The following is a 17,620-nucleotide window of genomic DNA, read 5'->3' as shown; positions in this document are numbered from 1 at the left end:
CGCAGCTCCCCCAAGATTATTGATTCCGGCAATTCGGGCAAAGCGCCACGCTCGTCGATATCGGTTCGAGCGGTGGATCCCCGCACCGGTAGCCTTGAGGGGTGATTGACCTTCGCCTGCTCCGTGAGGACCCCGACCGTGTTCGCGCCTCCCAGCGCGCCCGTGGAGAGGACGTCGCGCTCGTCGACGCCCTCCTCTCCGCCGACGAGCTGCGCAGGTCGTCCGGCATCCGCTTCGACGAACTCCGCTCCGAGCAGAAGTCGCTCGGAAAGCTGATCCCCAAGGCCACCCCCGAGGAGCGCGCCGAGCTCCTCAAGAAGGCCGATCAGCTGAAGTCCGAGGTGAAGGCGGCCGACGCCGCACAGGACGAGGCGGACGCCGAGGCCAAGCGGCTGCTCCTGCTGCTCGGCAACATCGTCCACGAGGACGTGCCGGTCGGCGGCGAGGAGGACTTCGTCGTCCTGGAGACGCACGGCACGATCCGTGACTTCGGCGCGGAGGGCTTCGAGCCCAGGGACCACCTGGAGCTCGGCGAGGCGCTGGGCGCCATCGACATGGAGCGCGGCGCCAAGGTGTCCGGATCGCGCTTCTACTACCTGACCGGCATCGGCGCGCTGCTCGAACTGGCCCTGGTCAACGCGGCGATCGCCCAGGCCACCGAGGCCGGCTTCGTCCCCATGCTGACCCCCGCGCTGGTCCGCCCGCGCGCCATGGAGGGCACGGGCTTCCTCGGCCAGGCCGCGGAGAACGTGTACCACCTGGAGAAGGACGACTTCTACCTGGTCGGCACGTCCGAGGTCCCCCTCGCGGCGTACCACATGGACGAGATCATCGACGCCGACAAGCTCCCGCTGCGGTACGCGGGCTTCTCGCCCTGTTTCCGCCGTGAGGCGGGCACGTACGGCAAGGACACCCGGGGCATCTTCCGCGTCCACCAGTTCGACAAGGTCGAGATGTTCTCGTACGTCGACCCGGCGGACGCCGAGGCCGAGCACCGCAGGCTCCTGGACTGGGAGAAGCAGTGGCTCACCGGTCTTGAGCTGCCGTTCCAGGTGATCGACGTCGCGACCGGCGACCTGGGGTCCTCGGCCTCGCGGAAGTTCGACTGCGAGGCGTGGATCCCGACCCAGGGCAAGTACCGCGAGCTGACGTCCGCGTCGAACTGCGACGGTTTCCAGGCACGCCGGCTCTCCGTCCGTATGCGCGACGGGAAGAAGGTCCAGCCGCTGGCCACGCTGAACGGCACGCTCTGCGCCGTACCGCGCACGATCGTGGCGCTCCTGGAGAACCACCAGCTGCCCGACGGGTCGGTGCGTGTGCCGGAGGTCCTCCGTCCGTACCTGGGCGGGCGCGAGCTGCTGGAGCCGGTCTCCAAGTGACCTTCGCGTACAAGCTCGTAGCGACCGATCTCGACGGCACCCTGCTGCGCGACGACCACACGGTCTCCGAGCGCACCCGGGAGGCGCTGGCCGCGGTGACCGCGGCCGGCGCCGCGCACATCGTCGTCACCGGACGCGCTGTGCCGTGGACCCGGCACATTCTGGACGACCTCGGCTACAAGGGCCTGGCAGTGTGCGGCCAGGGCGCGCAGGTCTACCACGCGGGCGAGCACAAGCTGCTGACCTCCCTCACGCTGGACCGGCAGCTCGCGGGGCTCGCGCTGTCCAAGATCGAGGCGGAGGTCGGACCGCTCGCGCTGGCGGCGAGCCGTGACGGACTCGAGGGCGAGGTGCTGGTCGGGCCCGGCTATCAGGTGCAGGAGGGGCCGCTGCCCGCCGTCTTCATGAGCGACCCCGCCGAGATGTGGACCGCTCCGCTGAACAAGGTCTACATACAGCACCCGGAGCTCGACGACGACGCGCTGGCGCAGGCCGCCCGGCAGGCCGTCGGCAGCCTGGTGAACGTCGTCATGGCGGGCCCGGGGGTCGTGGAGATCCTGCCCCTGGGGCTGAGCAAGGCGACCGGGCTCTCGCTCGCCGCCCGCCGTCTGGGGCTCAAGGCGGCGGACACCGTGGCGTTCGGTGACATGCCGAACGACATCCCCATGTTCGGCTGGGCGCAGCACGGCGTGGCCATGGCCAACGCGCACGACGAACTGAAGGCCGTGGCGCACGAGATCACCGCGTCGAACGAGCACGACGGCATCGCGGTGGTGCTGGAGGAACTGCTCCGGACGACCACGCGCGCGTAGCTTCTGGCCCCGCTCTTCGAGCTCCGGTGTTCGAGCTCTGGTCTTCGGGCTCCGGCGGAGGATGCGCGGATCGAACGCGCGCGGGGGTCGCGCCCCGACGACGGCTTAGCAAGCCGCTGCCTTACCACTCGGCCAATCCTCCGGGGGGTGGCCGCGCGCGCGACGCGCAGCGGGGGCCACCCGGGGGTCCTGCCGCGAGCGACCGCGGGCAGCTGATGAAGCTACCGCGGTGCCGGCTGCGGACCGCCCTGTCGGGAACACGACGGACTCGGACTTCTGGTCATCGCCGCACTCCTCTCCCGGTCCTCACGGACGGCGCCTCCCCGCGCCGTCCCCCTCACTGTGCCGGAGACCGGAGTCCGGGGGCCAGCCATTTTCCGGCGGCCCCCGGACGTACGTCAGCCGCTCGTACGGCGGCCCAGATCCCTCAGCCGGTGGCCGAGGTCGTCCATGCGGGCATCCAGGCGGATGACGTCGTGCGAGACGTCGGTGAGCCGGATGCTGATCGCACCGACGACCTGGTGCGTGACATCGAGCTTCCGGTCGAGCGAGTCGAGCCGCTGCGACATCCGGCCGAGCACGGGGCCGAGCTCCTGGAGTGCGCTTCCCACGTCGGCGAGACAGCCCTCGATGCGGGTGACTCGCCGGTCGAGCGAGACGTAGGAGGCCCTGAGGTCCTCCTCCGCGTCGAGCAGGTGGGTCCGGACGCTGCGCGCGATGTCGCTGTCGCGAAGAAGCATGGCGACGTTGAGCACGGTCCTGCGGGTGTAGAGCCGGAGCTGGGTCGCTGCCTGTGGATAACTTCCCGAGCCCTCCTCCTTCCATAGCGACACCATGTCGCTATGGAAGGAGCGCAGCTCAGCGCCCCGCAGCACCGTCATGCCGTTGCTGCCCAACTCCTTCTGATGCCGGTCGGTCAGCCTCTTGACCGAGGTTGTGGATACTTCGAAGTACCGGGCCACCTCCTCTGTGCGAAGGTGAATTCCATCAGGGAGCATGACAAGGCCTTTGACCTTGTCGAGGACTTCGACGCGCCCCATCTGCTCGACCCGGAGGGCTTGGGATTCGAGCAGGGCGACTTCCGTGGGCATGCGTGTGCCTCTCGTGCGTGGGAACGACAAGGGGAGCCCTGTCCTCGGGCTGCGAGGGCGGAGGTCGCTCACGGTTGCCACTCACTCGATGACCGGCCGGGTGGGCGCTGCCTCACCGCTGCCGGCATTCCCCGAATTCACGAAAGCTCGACGCCACGGATTCCAGTTGCCTCCACGCACCCAATACAACGAGCCGACAAACGTACAGTCACGCGACCCGACCGCCCCGCACACGGAACAACCCCCGCCCGGTGGGCGGGGGTTGCAGGGAACGCACGGCGGCCGGTCTCACTCCTCGCCGGCGAGCTTCAGCGCCCGCAGCTTCTGACCCGCGTACCACGTGGCCACGACGGTCACGCCGACCAGCAGGAGGGTCGCGAGGGGCAGCCCGACGTCCGAGGTGATCACGCCTTCCCCGGCGACCTTCTCGGCGACGGAGAGGGACCACTGCTGCACACTGAGCGTCCTCGCCCCCGGCACCAGGCTGCCGAAGAGCGCCTCCCACACCAGCGCGTACACCAGCCCGAAGACGACCGCGTGCCGGCTGACCGTGCCGAGCAGCAGGAAGAGCGCGCTGTACGCGATCGAGGCGACCAGCGCCGCGATCGTGTAGGCGACGGCGATCTGCCCGCCGTTGCCGTTCATGATCAGCCCCGCGATCAGCGTGGGCAGCGCCGAGAACAGCATCGTCACGGCTACGGCCACGATGAGCTTGGTGAAGATGATCGTGGGCCGCTTCACCGGCTTGGCGAGCAGATAGACGATCGAGCCGTCGTCGATCTCCGGCCCGATGGCACCGGTGCCCGCGATGACACCGATGAGGGGGACCATCGTGGCGATGGCGAATCCGCCCAGCACCCCGGAGGCCACACCGTCATCGGCACCGGCGAACGCCCGTACCGCCACGGCGATGGCCACCAGCAGGACCGGCAGGACGAACAGGATGGCGGCCCGGCGCCGGCCGAGCAGGGCCCGGTAGGTGAGCCGGGCGACTGTGGGGTCGTACATGACGCTTCACAGCTCCTTTCAGGCCACTACTCAGGCCGCTACGAGATAGGAAAAGACCGATTCGAGGGACTCGTCGGACGGGGAGACGGTGAGCAGCCGGATGCCGTGCTCGCGCGCGACCTTCGGCAGCAGCGTCGTGAACCGTCCGAAGTCGACCGCCTGGATGCGCAGGGCCTTCTCCGTGACGTCGACCTCGATCCCCGCCGTCGAGGGGTCCGCGATGAGCGCGGCGGCGAGAGCCCGGTCGTCACTGGACCGGACGAGATAGCGGTGCGGCCGGTCCGTCATCAGCCGGCGGATCTTCCGGAAGTCACCCGACGCCGCGTGGCGGCCAGCCACGATCACCTCGATGTGCGAGGCGAGCTGCTCGACCTCCTCCAGGATGTGGGAGGAGAACAGCACCGTGCGGCCCTCCGCCCCCATCCGGCGCAGGAGCTCCATGAGCTGCATCCGCTGGCGCGGGTCCATGCCGTTGAACGGCTCGTCGAGGAGCAGCACCGAGGGGTCGTGGACCAGCGCGGACGCCATCTTCACGCGCTGGCGCATGCCCTTGCTGTACGTCGAGATCTTGCGGTCCTGCGCGTACTCCATCTCGACCGTGGCCAGCGCCTTGTGCGCGGCCGCGTCGCCCAGTCCGTGCAGCTCCGCGTTGGCGACGACGAACTCGCGGCCGGTCAGGAAGTCGTACATGCCCTCCCGCTCCGGCACGATCCCGATCGACTTGTAGACGGCCTCGTTGCGCCAGATCTGTGTGCCGTCGAGCGTCACCTTGCCGGTCGACGGCGCGAGGAACCCGGCCATCATGTTGATCAGCGTGGACTTTCCGGCTCCGTTGGGCCCGAGCAGCCCGGTGACTCCGGGACCCACAGTCATGCTCACGTCGTTGACGGCGACCACGTTGCCGAACCAGCGGGAGGTGTGGTCGATCTCGATGGTGGTCACAGCCCGACCCTCCGGTAGCGGCGCATCAGTACGGCGTACGAGCCGGCGACGAGCGCGAGAACAACGATCAGGTAGACCACACCGGCGGCGGCTCCGGGTCCTTCACCGCCGGGGAAGGCGGAGGAGGCCCCGAGGAACGCGGTCTGCACCCCGTCGATCAGCGTGATGGGCGAGAACAGCCCGAGCCAGGTGATGGCACCGGCCGAACCCGTCTCCCAGGCGATCGCCTGGACCGTGGAGACCGCACCGTAGGTGATGGTCAGTACGGCGATCACGGCGGCGACCCCGAAGCCCCGGCGCGGGGTCAGCGCGGCGACCACGAGTCCGAGACCGGCGAACAGCACGGAGAGCAGTGCCACCGAGACCATCCCCTGCCCGAAGCCCTTGGTCTGATCGGCGAAGTCGAACTCGGCCAGCAGCGAACCCACGTAGAGGATGACGAGGGGGAGCCCGGTGAGGATGAGCAGGGCGGACGCCATGGCGGCGAACTTGGCGACCACGTAGTCGACGCGCTCGATGGGGCGCGAGAAGTACAACGGCACACTCTTGAAGCGGAGATCCCTGGACACGGACTGCGGCGCCTGGGAGGCGATGAAGAGTCCGATCACGGCCTGGAGGTAGACCGCGAAGTCCGTGTAGTCGATGGGGAGCTTCGTCATGCCGGGTGCGTAGACGGCGACCGCGACGAGGATCAGCGCCACCAGGCACATCACCCCGCACAGAAGCATCGGCAGCACCTTGGACTTGGCGGACCTGCCCAGTCCGAACGAGCCCCGTAGGGACTGCGAGTACAGCGATCGGCGGGCGTAGCCCCGGCCGAGCCGTGCGCCGTCGTAGGAGCGGTATCCGATGTTGTGGATCCGGGAGGTGTCGATCCCGGCGGCGGTCCCGGTCTCAGCGCTCATCGCGACCGCTTCCCTTCTGCTGTCCGGCACCCGCAGTCGCGGCCACGGCCGCCCGCGGTGCCTCTTCGGTGCGGAAGACCTCGGCGATGTGGTGGCGCCGCTGTTCCATCCGGATGAGACCCAGCCCGAGGCCGGCGACGCTGTCGCGGACCACGTCGTACGTCTCCTCTCCCGTCGCCTCCACCAGCAGGATGTGGCCTGCGCCCGGCAGCCCCTCGGCGTCGAGTCCGTCGTGTCCGACGAGCTTGATCCCGGCCCCGGTGAGGGCCTGGCGCAGGGCGTCCGTACCGTCCGGGTGGGTGTCGCTGTCGGTGACCTCGACGGCCAGCGTCGTGGTCGTCTGGGTGAAGTCGCTGGTGGAGCTGGAGCGCAGCAGCGCACCGCCGTCGATGACGACGACGTGGTCGCAGGTCCTCTCGAGCTCTCCGAGGAGGTGCGAGGTGACCAGCACCGAGATGCCGAAGTCGGTGTGGACACGGCGGATCAGTCCGAGCATCTCGTCCCGGCCGACGGGGTCCAGGCCGTTGGTCGGCTCGTCGAGCAGGACCAGCTTCGGGTCGTGGACCAGCGCCTGGGCCAGCTTCACCCGCTGCTTCATCCCGGTCGAGTAGCCGCCGATGGGGCGGTAGCGCTCCTCGTACAGCCCGACGTGGCGCAGGGTGTCCGCGGTGCGTTCGCGTGCCGCGGTGGGCGGCAGCCCGGACATCCGCGCCATGTGGACGACGAACTCGGTCGCCGAGACGTCGGGGGGCAGGCAGTCGTGCTCGGGCATGTATCCGACCCGCTCCCGGATGGCGGCGCCCTCGGTGGCGACGTCGAGCCCGAGCACCGCGGCCCGGCCTTCGGTGGCGGGGGACAGACCCAGCAGGATCTTGATCAGTGTGGACTTGCCGGCCCCGTTGGAACCCACCAGGCCGGTTACACCCGGTCCGATGTCCAAGGAGAGCCGGTCAAGCGCGGTCACCCTCGGGAACCGCTTGCTCAGGCTTTCGGTTGCGATCACAGTCACGTCATCGACGGTAGTGGCGCCCGCCACAGGAGTCGTCAGACCAGGCGGCTGGATCCACGTCAGACTCGAGGCGTACGGACCCGTAGGGGCACCGTACGGGAGGACTCCCCGGGGCTGGGTCCTCCACACGGTGTTGTCCACAGGTTCGGGGCATCCCTTGACGCGACCGTACGTCGGTTGCCACATTCAGCCGTGTCACGTTACGGACGCGTACCGCGACGCCGGCACTGGACGAGGAGGCGGCGTGGAGCTGCGAGGGGCGCGTGAGCGCTGGGTGCGTACGGGCGGGATCGAGCTGTGTGTGGCCGAGCTGGGTGATCCCGAGCTGCCGACGATCGTGCTGGTGCACGGCTATCCGGACAGCAAGGAGGTCTGGTCCGAGGTCGCGGGACGGCTGGCGCAGCGATGGCACGTGGTGCTCTACGACGTGCGGGGCCACGGCCGGTCGACGGCGCCCGAACCGCTGCGCGGCGGCTTCACGCTGGAGAAGCTGACCGACGACTTCCTGGCCGTCGTGGACGCCGTCAGCCCGGACCTGCCGGTCCATGTCGTCGGCCACGACTGGGGCTCGGTCCAGTCCTGGGAATTCGCCACGGTGGAGCGGACCAAGGGCCGTATCGCCTCGTTCACGTCGATGTCCGGCCCCTCCCTCGACCACTTCGGGCACTGGATCAAGCGGCGGATGTCCCACCCGGACCCTCGCGGCGTGGCGCAGTTGCTCGGCCAGGGCGCCAAGTCCTGGTACGTGTACGCGCTGCACACACCGATCCTGCCCGAGCTGGCCTGGCGCGGGACGCTGGGGAGGCAGTGGCCGCGGATACTCCAGCGGATGGAGAAGGTGCCCGCGGACGGTTATCCGACGGCGTCGCTCCCACGGGACGCGGCGCACGGTGCCTGGCTCTACCGTGACAACATCCGGGCCCGCCTGCGCCGGCCACGACCGGACGCGTACGCGCATGTGCCGGTGCAGCTGATCACGCCGACCGGGGACGCGTTCCTCTCGCCGTCCCTCTACGACGAACTGGACGCATGGGTGCCCCGGTTGGTGCGGCGCACTTTGCCGGCGAAGCACTGGGTGCCGCGCACCAGGCCGGATCAGCTGGCCTCCTGGATCAGCGATTTCGTCGGCGGGGAGGGCTGCGGGGAGTCCGGCGAAAAGTCCGGCGGCCAGGACGCTCCCGCCGGGTCCGGCGCTCCGAGGCCGACGGCGACGGGCACCCATGCCGCCCGCTTCGGCGGGCAGTTGGTCCTGGTGACGGGCGCCGCCTCGGGGATCGGGCGCGCCACGGCGCTGGCCTTCGCCGAGGCGGGGGCACGGGTGATCGCCGTGGACCGGGATGCGGAGGGCGTAGCGCGGACGGCGGAGACGGCCCGGATGCTCGGTGCGGCTGCCGCCTGGGGCGAGGTGGTGGATGTCGCGGACGAGCAGGCGATGGAGAAGCTCGCGGAGAAGACCGCAGCCGAACTCGGCGTCGTGGACGTCCTGGTGAACAACGCGGGCATCGGGCTGGCGGGCTCTTTCCTCGACACGACGAGCGAGGACTGGAGGAAGGTCCTCGACGTCAATCTGTGGGGCGTCATCCACGGCTGCCGGATATTCGGCAGGCAGATGGCCGACCGGGGGCAGGGCGGCCACATCGTCAACGTCGCCTCGGCGGCGGCCTATCAGCCGTCACGCGCGCTGCCTGCGTACAGCACGTCCAAAGCGGCGGTGCTGATGCTCAGCGAATGTCTGCGCGCCGAACTGGCCGAGCGGTCGATCGGAGTCAGCGCCATCTGTCCGGGGACAGTGGACACCGGGATCACCGGGACCGCCCGCTTCGCGGGAGCCGACGAGGCCGAGGAGGCGCGGCTCCGGAAACGCGTGGCCCGGCTGTACTCGATCCGCAACTACCCCCCGGAGAAGGTGGCTCTGGCGATTCTGGCGGCCGTGGTGCACAACCGGGCCGTGGTGCCGGTGACGCCCGAGGCACGCGGCGCACGGCTGCTGTCACGGTTCAGCCCTCGCCTACGGCGTGGCATGGCTCGGGTGAAGCCACCCTTGTGACTTCGGCGGGTGGTTGGGTCCGCGAGCACCGTAACGTCCGTATGCGGCCTCACGGTTCCGACCGAGTCGTTCCTGTAATCGTCAACAACCGGGCTAGCAGGAGTACTTGGTTACATGACGTTCCATGAGGGTGAGTTACCGGACGTTCAGTGCCGAATCCTCGCCAAGGCACCTATTGTGTACCCGAATTGGGCAAATGCCTTATAATGGGCGCCACTTGTCCACAGACTCGCCAAATCCGCTGTGGATAACGCGAGTTGGCTGTGGATCAAACCTGTGCACGCCCATGAGTGCTGCGAACGCCGGGTGAAATCGAGGTGCGCCGGAAGAAGCGGCGCGGGCACTCTGTCGGGATGGACGAACGACGCACCGTCAAGGTGTCCAAGTACCTGTCGAAACATCTGCGGCATGAGCCGGACCGGATCGGAATCAGTCTCGATCCCCACGGCTGGGTGCCCGTGGACGAGCTGCTGCGGGCCTGCGCTAAGCACGGCGTCACCATCACCCGGGAGGACCTCGACCACGTCGTCACGGTCAACGACAAGCAGCGGTTCACCGTGGAGGGGGATCGCATCCGCGCGAACCAGGGCCACTCCGTCACCGTCGACCTCGGCCTGCCCCCGGCCGAACCACCCGCGTACCTCTATCACGGCACGGTCGCGCGAGCGCTCGACACCATCCGCACCGAAGGGCTCCGGCCCATGAACCGCCACCACGTCCATCTGTCGCCCGACCACGAGACGGCGGTCCGTGTCGGCGCCCGGCGCGGCACCCCGGTCGTCCTCGCCGTGGACGCCGGCGCCATGCACCGCGCCGGCCACCTCTTCCACGTCAGCACCAACGGGGTCTGGCTCACCGACTCCGTACCGCCTGCCTACCTGCGCCTGCGTGAATGACGCGTTCGCGGGTCAGCGCTCCATGCCGCCGAGGCCCGCACGCAGATCGCCGAGGTTCATGACGGGCTGGAGAGCGATCTTGGAGCCCGCGAGGAACAGGGGCTCCATGAGCTGCGGCATCTGGGCGGAGTCCCGATCAGGCCAACTGCCCCAGCCCTTCGGTGGCGATCGTCTCGAAGACGTCGATGTCCGCGGCGAAGTCCGAGTCCGGGATCGGCCAGTGGAGCACGATCTCGGTGAAGCCCAGCTCCTGGTAGCGGCCGGCGAAGTCGACGAAGGCGCCGAGAGACTCCAGCGGTCGGCCCCGGTCCGGGGTGAACCCGGTGAGCAGCACCTTGTCCAGTTCGGCCACGTCCCTGCCGATGCCAGCGCATGCCGTGCCGAGCTTGTCGATCTGGCCGCGGACGGCTTCCACCGACTGCTCCGGAGTGCCCTCCTCGTACAGCTTCGGGTCGCCCGTGGTCACCCACGCCTGCCCGTGCCGCGCGGCAAGCCTCAAGCCGCGCGGGCCGGTTGCGGCGACGGCGAAGGGGAGACGGGGGCGCTGGACGCAGCCCGGGATGTTGCGCGCCTCCTCGGCGGAGTAGTACGTGCCCCGCCCGCTCACGGCGTCCTCGGTGAGCAGCCGGTCGAGCAGCGGCACGAACTCCCCGAACCGGTCCGCCCGCTCCTTCGGCGTCCACGGCTCCTGCCCCAGGGCGGTCGCGTCGAAGCCGTTGCCGCCTGCCCCGATGCCGAGCGTGATCCGGCCGCCCGAGACGTCGTCGAGCGAGATCAGCTCCTTGGCGAGCGTGACCGGATGCCTGAAATTCGGCGACGTCACGAGGGTGCCCAAACGCATACGCCGCGTTACCGCCGCTGCCGCTGTCAGCGTCGGGATCGCGCCGAACCACGGCCCGTCGCGGAAGCTCCGCCAGGACAGGTGGTCGTAGGTGTAGGCGGCGTGGAAGCCGAGCTCCTCGGCCTTCTGCCACTTGGCACGGCCTCCCTCGTGCCAGCGGTCGACGGGCAGGATCACGGTGCTCAGGCGCAGGCTCATGCCCCGACCCTACGTCTGCCCAGGAATGCGTCCCTGGAGGGGCGGGAGGCATCCGCCCCTCCCCTGCGCGTGCTCCTCGTGGCGAGCCGTCGGCATATGCCGGTGTCACGTTCCGCAGTTCAAGGACTCGTGCACTCAGATGTGCGCCCCTCTGCACGCCCGTGCGGCTCCGTACGGGAGAATGGGCGGGTGACCTCAGCTACCGACTCGCCTCTGCCTGCCGTGACCCGGCTGATCGCCACCGATCTGGACGGCACTCTCCTACGCGACGACAAGACCTTGTCGGACCGTACGACCGCTGCCCTGGCAGCCGCCGAGGAGGCGGGGATCGAGGTCTTCTTCGTCACCGGGAGGCCGGCTCGCTGGATGGACGTCGTCAGTCCGCACGTGCAGGGCCACGGCATGGCCATCTGCGCGAACGGGGCCGCGGTCGCCGATCTCCACGGGGGACAGCTGATCAAGGTCTATCCGCTGGACCGCGAGATCGCCCTGACCGTGGTCGACATCCTGCGTGAGGCGGCCCCCGGGGTCTCGTTCGCCGTCGAACTGACCACCGGAATCCATTACGAGCCCGCCTACCCCCCGTTCCACATGGACCCGGGTGCCACGGTCGCGATCGCGGAGAAGCTGCTCCACGAGGAGGTTCCGGGCACCGGTGCTCCGGTCCTGAAGATCCTCGCCCACCATCCCGAGATGGCCCCGGACGCCTTCCTCGCGCTGGCCCGCGAACTCGCGGGGGAGCGCGCGTCGCTGACCCGTTCCAGCCCCACCGCACTGCTGGAGATCAGCGGCCTCGGGGTCTCCAAGGCCGCCACGCTCGCCGCATGCTGCGCCGAGCGCGGTATCGCCCCGGCCGAGGTGGTCGCGTTCGGGGACATGCCGAACGACGTGGAGATGCTGAGCTGGGCCGGCGCCTCGTTCGCCATGGGCAACGCCCACCCGGCCGCCGTCGCCGCCGCGTCCGGTGTGACGCTCACGAACGACGAGGACGGTGTCGCGGTCGTCATCGAGCGGATTCTCGCCGCTCGCTGAGCCCGTCGGACGAGACGGCTGGACTGCTGGACGACCGGGACGACCGCGACGACCGGGACGGCTGTCAGAGCGGGACCTGCCAGGTGACCGTCGTGCCGCTGTCGCCCTCCCCGGGCCCCGGGCCGAACCAGCTCGCGCCGCCCAGCGACTCGGCGCGCCGCGCGAGATTGCGCAGACCACTGCGCCGGCCGCCTTCCGGGATCCCCACCCCGTCGTCGACGACCGTCAGCCGCACCGCGTCCCGCCCGTCCGGCAGCACCGCCGTCGCGTCCACACTCACCTCGACGCGCGATGCCCGCGCATGACGGAAGGTGTTGGACAGCGCCTCCCGCAGAGCTGCGATGAGGTTCTTGCCGGCGAGCTCCCCCACCAGCGAGTCGACGGGGCCGAAAAAACGGTGCGAGGGCATGAACCCCAGGGGCACAGCGGCCATGTTGATCTCCCGCAGCACTCGGGTCCGCAGCCCCGAGGGCGCCTCGGCGGGTTCCTGCTGCAGCGCGAAGATGGCGGTACGGATCTCCTGGATGGTCACGTCCAGTTCGTCCACGGCCCGCCCGATGCCGGCCTGCACCGCGGGGACCGGCGAGCGCCGCTGAGCTCCCTCCAGCATGATCCCGGTGGCGAACAGGCGCTGGATGACCAGGTCATGAAGGTCCCGGGCGATCCTGTCCCGGTCCTCGTAGACGGCAAGCCTCTCCCGGTCCCGCTGGGCTTCGGACAGTTTCAGAGCCAGTGCGGCCTGCGCGGCGAAGTGGGTGGCCAGCGCCCGCTCCGCACGGGTGAAGGGCCGCCCGCCCCGGACCCGGGGGATGGAGAGCGCCCCCAGCACCCGCCCACCGCTGCGCAGGGGGAGCAGCATGTGCGGGCCGAACCGGTCGGCCAGTCTGGTCAGCATGCGGGGGTCGGTCGCCGAATCGTCCAGGAACACCTCCTCGCCCCGCAGGAGCGCCGCCACCACAGGGCTCTGCGGCGGGATGATCACCCCGAGGGAGGCGGACGGCTTGTCCCCGGCGACGGCGACGATCTCCAGCCCTCCCTGCGCGGCCGGAAGCAGCACGATGCCGGCCGCGGCGTCGGCGAGGCGACGCGCCTGTTCGGCGACGACAGCGAGTGCCTCGTCGGCGTCCCCGGCCGAGAGCAGGGCGGTGGTGACGGCCACCGAACCGTCGATCCACTGTTCGCGCTGTCGTGCGGCGTCGTACGTCCGCGCGTGGCCGATGGCGATACCCGCCTCCGTGGCCAGCACGCGCAGCATGTGCAGTTCGTCGTCGCCGAACGCCTCACCGCCGCGCTTCTCCATCACGTAGAGGTTGCCGAAGATCTTGCCCTGGACCCGGACCGGGACCCCGAGGAACGTACGCATCTTCGGGTGGGCGGCCGGGAAACCGGCGAAGCGCGGGTCCCCCTCCAGATCCTCCAGCCGAATCGGCACGCCCTCCTCGATCAGGGCGCCCAGCAGACCCGTATGCCCGTCGGGCGCCCGGCCGATCGCCCGGGCGACCTCCTTCGGCACCCCGTGGGTGATGAAGTCGCAGAGGCTTTCACCCGGCCTTTCGACGACGCCGATGGCGGCATAGCGGGCATGTGCGAGTTCGGCCGCCGTCTCGCAGATGCGCTCCAGCGTGGAGCGGAGTTCGAGGCCCGTACCGACGGACCTCGTCGCCTCCAGCAGCTGCGGGACGCGAGCGGTCAGCTCCGCGGAGAGCCCTCGCAGGCTGCCGGTGTTCTGCTGCGCGGCTCCCGGCGGGTCGTTCGGATCCTGCTCGGCCATGACCTGAGCCTAATAAGCACCGAATGGTCCGGAAAGTCGGAGCCGGAGCGCTCGACGTCCTCCGGCCGGTACCGGAACCCGCCGACCACTCCCCGACCCCTACCGGAGCCCGCTCGCCGCCCGCTCGTCGCCCTCAGACCCGTACGGGAAGCGGTCGCGTCCGCTCCGGCTCCGTGCGCACGGGCTCCTGTTCGCGTTCGAGCATCCGGCGCAGCGGGCCGTCCCGCTCGGCCAGAACGGCGTACGGCCCCTGCTGCACCACCCGCCCCCCGTCCAGCACCAGGACCTCGTCCACCGCGTCGAGCCCGGCCAGCCGATGGGTGATCAGCACGGTCGTACGCCCTTCGGTGGCAGCCAGCAGATCCGCGGTCAGGGCGTCCGCCGTCGCCAGGTCCAGATGCTCGGCGGGCTCGTCGAGCACGAGTACGGGGAAGTCGGCGAGGAGCGCGCGGGCCAGCGCCAGCCGCTGACGCTGGCCGCCCGAGAGCCGGGCCCCGTGCTCACCGACCAGCGTGTCGAGGCCGTCGGGCAGCGACCGGGCCCAGTCCAGCAACCGCGCCGCGGCGAGAGCCTCCCGCAGCCGGTCGTCCGTCGCGTCCGTGCGGGCGAGCCGCAGGTTCTCGCGGATGGAGCTGTCGAACACGTGGGCATCCTGGGCGCACAGTCCGACGAAGGTCCGGACCGTGTCGCCGTCCAGCGCGGACGCCTCGACGCCACCGAGGCGGTACGTCCCCTCCCGTGCGTCCAGGAAGCGGAGCAGGACCTGGGCGAGCGTGGTCTTTCCCGAACCGGACGGCCCCACGACGGCGACCCGCTTGCCGGGGTGGAGCGTCAGGTCGACGGAGTGCAGCGCATCGCGCTCCGCGCCCTCGTACCGGGCCGACAGCCCTCGTACGTCGAGCGGGAAGGGCGAGGCGGGCGCCTCGGCGGGGTCCGCCGGCTCCACGACCGGGACGGGAGCGTCCAGTACCTCGTAGACCCGCTCCGCACTCCGCTCGACCCGTTGGCGGTACTGCACCGCGAGCGGAAGTCCCGTCACGGCTTCGAACGCCGCCAGGGGCGTGAGGACGACCACGGCCAGTTCCACCCCGGCCAGCCGGCCGTCCCACACGGCGGGCAGCGCGACGATCGCCGCGCCCACCACGGTGAGCCCGCAGATCAGGGCGGAGAGCCCCCCGCCCAGCGCTGTCGCGGCCGCCGCGCGTGACGCGATCCGCGTCAGGACGCCGTCCGCCGCACGCACCTGCTCCCTACGGGCGGGCAGCGCACCCGCGACGGCCAGTTCCGCCGTGCCGCCGAGGAGATCGGCGACCCGGACGGCCAGCGTGGCCCGGGCGGGCGCGAGTTGGCGCTCGGCTCGACGAGCGAGCGTGCCGCTCAGCCACGGGACGCCCACGCCCGCGAGGAACAGCCCGCCGGCCAGCACGGCCCCCGCCTCCGGCAGCAGCCAGCCGGTGAAGGCGACAGCCCCCGTACCGACCAGCAGCGCGGTCGCCGCGGGCAGCAGCCAGCGCAGCCAGTAGTCCTGCAACGCGTCCACGTCGGAGACCAGCCGGGACAGCAGGTCACCCCGCCGCGTGGCCCGGAGACCGGCGGGCGCGATGCGTTCGAGCCCGCGGTACACCGCCACCCTGAGCTCGGCGAGCATCCTGAGTACGGCGTCGTGGGAGACCAGCCGCTCCGCGTAGCGGAAGACGGCCCGGCCCATGCCGAAGGCCCGGGTAGCGGTCACCGCGACCATCAGATACAGCACCGGGGGCTGCTCGGAGGCGCGTGAGATCAGCCATCCCGATACGGCCATGAGGCCCACCGACGACCCCACGGCGAGGCTGCCCAGCAGCAGTGCAAGACCCAGCTTCCCGTGCTGGGAACCCGCGGCCTCCCGCACCCGCGCCAGCACACGGCCCCCGGCCCTGGGGGCGGTGTCCCTGAGCAGCGCGGGCTCCCCCGCGTCCAGGCGCTCGAAGCCGTCCGAAGTGCGCTCGGCCTCGTCGGGCCCGCCCGAGGCGGCGGGAACACCGGAAGCCTGCGGCTCCACCCCGGGCTCCCCCGGCTCCAGGGTCACCACCCGGTCCGCGACCGTGAGCAGAGCCGGCCGGTGCACGACCAGCAGCACCGTGCGTCCCTCCGCCAGCCTCCGCACCGCGTCGACGATGCCCGCCTCCGTCTCGCCGTCCAGACTCGCCGTCGGCTCGTCGAGCAGCAGCAGAGGCCGGTCGGCGAGGAAGGCCCGCGCCAGCGCGAGCCGCTGGCGCTGGCCCGCGGAGAGCCCGGCGCCGTCCTCGCCGAGGGGTGTCTCCGCACCGGCCGGCAGCGCGTCCACGAAGTCGTACGCGTCTGCGGCCCGCAGCGCGGCCATGACCGCCGCGTCGTCCGCGTCCGGCCGGGCGAGGCGTACGTTCTCCGCGATCGTCCCGGCGAAGAGGTGCGGGTGCTGGGGCACCCAGGCGATCCGCTCGCGCCAGCGTTCGGGGGAGAGGGCCGAAAGATCGGTTCCGTCGACCCGGACCCGCCCCTCGTCGGGAGCCGTGAATCCCAGCACCACGCTGAGGAGCGTGGACTTACCGACCCCGCTGGGGCCGACCAGTGCGACGGTCTCCCCCTGCTCGACCACGAGGGAGGCGGCGTCCGGAGAGGGCTCGGCGCGACCTTGGTGCCGGACGGTCACCCCTTCCAGCTCCAGCCGCAGGGACGGAGGCACATCCTGGCTGCCGCCGGCCGCGGGCTCGGTCTCCAGCACGGCGAAGATCTCCTCCGCGGCCGAGAGCCCTTCCGCGGCCGCGTGGTACTGGGCACCGACCTGGCGGATCGGCAGATAGGCCTCCGGCGCCAGGATGAGAACCACCAGCCCCGTGTAGAGGTCGAGTTCTCCGTGGACCAGCCGCATCCCGATCGTCACCGCGACCAGTGCCACGGAGAGAGTCGCCAGCAGCTCCAGGGCGAAGGAGGAGAGGAACGCGATCCGGAGCGTCTTCAGCGTGGCCCGGCGGTATTGCGAGGTGATGCCGCGGATCGATTCGGCCTGCGCCTTGGCCCGGCCGAAGACCTTCAGCGTCGGCAGTCCGGCGACCACGTCGAGGAAGTGCCCGGACAGCCGTGACAGCAGCCTCCACTGACGGTCCATGCGGGACTGCGTGGCCCATCCGATCAGCACCATGAAGAGCGGGATCAGTGGCAGCGTCACCACGATGATCGCCGCCGAGACCCAGTCCTCGGTGACGATGCGGGCCAGCACGGCCACCGGGACGACGACCGCGAGGCCGAGCTGCGGAAGGTAGCGCGAGAAGTAGTCGTCCAGGGCGTCGACGCCCCGGGTGGCCAGGGCGATCAGCGATCCGGTGCGCTGCCCGCTCAGCCAGTCCGGCCCCAGACCCGAGGCGCGCTCCATGAGCCGGCCGCGCAGCTCGGACTTGACCGCCGAACTCGCCCGGTAAGCGGCCAGTTCGGTCAGCCAGGCCACGAACGCCCGCCCCAGCGCGACAGCGGCGAGCAGGAGCAGTGGCGTGCGGAGCCCGGAGACGGTCAGCCCGTCCTCGAACCCGCCCACCACCACTTCGGCGACGAGCATCGCCTGGGCGATGACCAGGGCGGCTCCGACCAGGCCCAGAGCCACCACGGCGGCCAGGAAGAACCGGGTGGCCCCGGCGTACCGGAGCAGACGCGGGTCGATCGGTTTCACGTGAAACAGC

General features: G+C 70.6%; 13 protein-coding genes and 1 tRNA gene. 5 read left to right on the top strand and 9 right to left on the bottom strand.

What is annotated here, in order from left to right; translation table 11 throughout:
* Window positions 1-101: 101 nt before the first annotated feature.
* The gene (gene serS / locus ACIP63_RS33470; RefSeq protein ID WP_401523402.1) at window positions 102-1,379 is read left to right on the top strand and encodes a serine--tRNA ligase; all 1,278 of its coding nucleotides are present in this window, start codon (window positions 102-104) and stop codon (window positions 1,377-1,379) included.
* Window positions 1,376-2,191: an HAD family hydrolase gene (locus ACIP63_RS33465; RefSeq protein ID WP_401523399.1), complete on the top strand. Its 816-nt coding sequence runs from the start codon at window positions 1,376-1,378 to the stop codon at window positions 2,189-2,191. The genes serS and ACIP63_RS33465 overlap by 4 nt, the downstream gene beginning before the upstream one ends.
* Before the next feature lie 55 nt (window positions 2,192-2,246).
* Here ACIP63_RS33465 and ACIP63_RS33460 read toward each other — a convergent pair.
* From ACIP63_RS33460 to ACIP63_RS33435, 6 genes are all read right to left on the bottom strand, one after another.
* Window positions 2,247-2,333: transfer RNA gene (locus ACIP63_RS33460), tRNA-Ser, on the bottom strand.
* Window positions 2,334-2,589: 256 nt separating this feature from the next.
* The gene (locus ACIP63_RS33455) at window positions 2,590-3,282 is read right to left on the bottom strand and encodes a hypothetical protein (protein ID WP_401523397.1); all 693 of its coding nucleotides are present in this window, start codon (window positions 3,280-3,282) and stop codon (window positions 2,590-2,592) included.
* A gap of 288 nt (window positions 3,283-3,570) precedes the next feature.
* A complete protein-coding gene (locus ACIP63_RS33450; RefSeq protein ID WP_356708967.1) occupies window positions 3,571-4,290 on the bottom strand; it encodes an ABC transporter permease subunit in 720 nt (239 codons plus the stop codon).
* Between the two features lie 30 nt (window positions 4,291-4,320).
* A complete protein-coding gene (locus tag ACIP63_RS33445; RefSeq protein ID WP_401523394.1) occupies window positions 4,321-5,232 on the bottom strand; it encodes an ABC transporter ATP-binding protein in 912 nt (303 codons plus the stop codon).
* Complete coding sequence (locus ACIP63_RS33440) at window positions 5,229-6,137, bottom strand: ABC transporter permease (protein WP_401523391.1); 909 nt, start codon at window positions 6,135-6,137, stop codon at window positions 5,229-5,231. Before ACIP63_RS33440 ends, ACIP63_RS33445 begins: the two co-directional genes overlap by 4 nt.
* Window positions 6,127-7,140, bottom strand: a complete 1,014-nt coding sequence (locus ACIP63_RS33435; protein ID WP_401523773.1) for an ABC transporter ATP-binding protein — start codon at window positions 7,138-7,140, stop codon at window positions 6,127-6,129. The genes ACIP63_RS33440 and ACIP63_RS33435 overlap by 11 nt, the downstream gene beginning before the upstream one ends.
* Window positions 7,141-7,390: 250 nt before the next feature.
* On the opposite strand from ACIP63_RS33435, the gene ACIP63_RS33430 reads away from it, so the two are divergent.
* On the top strand, window positions 7,391-9,193 hold the full coding sequence (locus ACIP63_RS33430) for an SDR family oxidoreductase (protein ID WP_401523388.1): 1,803 nt from the start codon (window positions 7,391-7,393) through the stop codon (window positions 9,191-9,193).
* Window positions 9,194-9,546: 353 nt separating this feature from the next.
* The gene (locus tag ACIP63_RS33425; protein ID WP_401523385.1) at window positions 9,547-10,089 is read left to right on the top strand and encodes an RNA 2'-phosphotransferase; all 543 of its coding nucleotides are present in this window, start codon (window positions 9,547-9,549) and stop codon (window positions 10,087-10,089) included.
* 136 nt (window positions 10,090-10,225) lie between these two features.
* Here ACIP63_RS33425 and ACIP63_RS33420 read toward each other — a convergent pair whose 3' ends face one another.
* Entirely contained in the window at window positions 10,226-11,128 is a 903-nt protein-coding gene (locus tag ACIP63_RS33420; RefSeq protein ID WP_401523382.1) for an LLM class flavin-dependent oxidoreductase, read from the bottom strand.
* A 189-nt stretch (window positions 11,129-11,317) separates the two neighbouring features.
* Between ACIP63_RS33420 and ACIP63_RS33415 the strand changes: the two genes are divergently transcribed.
* Window positions 11,318-12,160: a Cof-type HAD-IIB family hydrolase gene (locus ACIP63_RS33415; RefSeq protein WP_401523379.1), complete on the top strand. Its 843-nt coding sequence runs from the start codon at window positions 11,318-11,320 to the stop codon at window positions 12,158-12,160.
* Between the two features lie 64 nt (window positions 12,161-12,224).
* Here the strand turns inward: ACIP63_RS33415 and ACIP63_RS33410 are convergent, their stop codons facing one another.
* Both ACIP63_RS33410 and cydD read right to left on the bottom strand, forming a co-directional pair.
* Window positions 12,225-13,931 carry a GAF domain-containing protein gene (locus ACIP63_RS33410; protein ID WP_401523376.1) on the bottom strand — a complete coding sequence of 569 codons (1,707 nt, stop codon included), beginning with the start codon at window positions 13,929-13,931 and terminating at the stop codon, window positions 12,225-12,227.
* A 133-nt stretch (window positions 13,932-14,064) separates the two neighbouring features.
* Window positions 14,065-17,610 (bottom strand): thiol reductant ABC exporter subunit CydD, encoded by a 3,546-nt coding sequence (gene cydD / locus ACIP63_RS33405; RefSeq protein WP_401523374.1) that lies wholly within the window; start codon window positions 17,608-17,610, stop codon window positions 14,065-14,067.
* Window positions 17,611-17,620: the final 10 nt, after the last annotated feature.

The sequence above is a fragment of the Streptomyces sp. NPDC088746 genome (genome assembly GCF_044751065.1).
In the GTDB taxonomy this organism is placed as follows: domain Bacteria; phylum Actinomycetota; class Actinomycetes; order Streptomycetales; family Streptomycetaceae; genus Streptomyces.
Note: the sequence above shows the minus strand (reverse complement) of the source record. Positions and strands in the feature narration are given on the sequence as shown.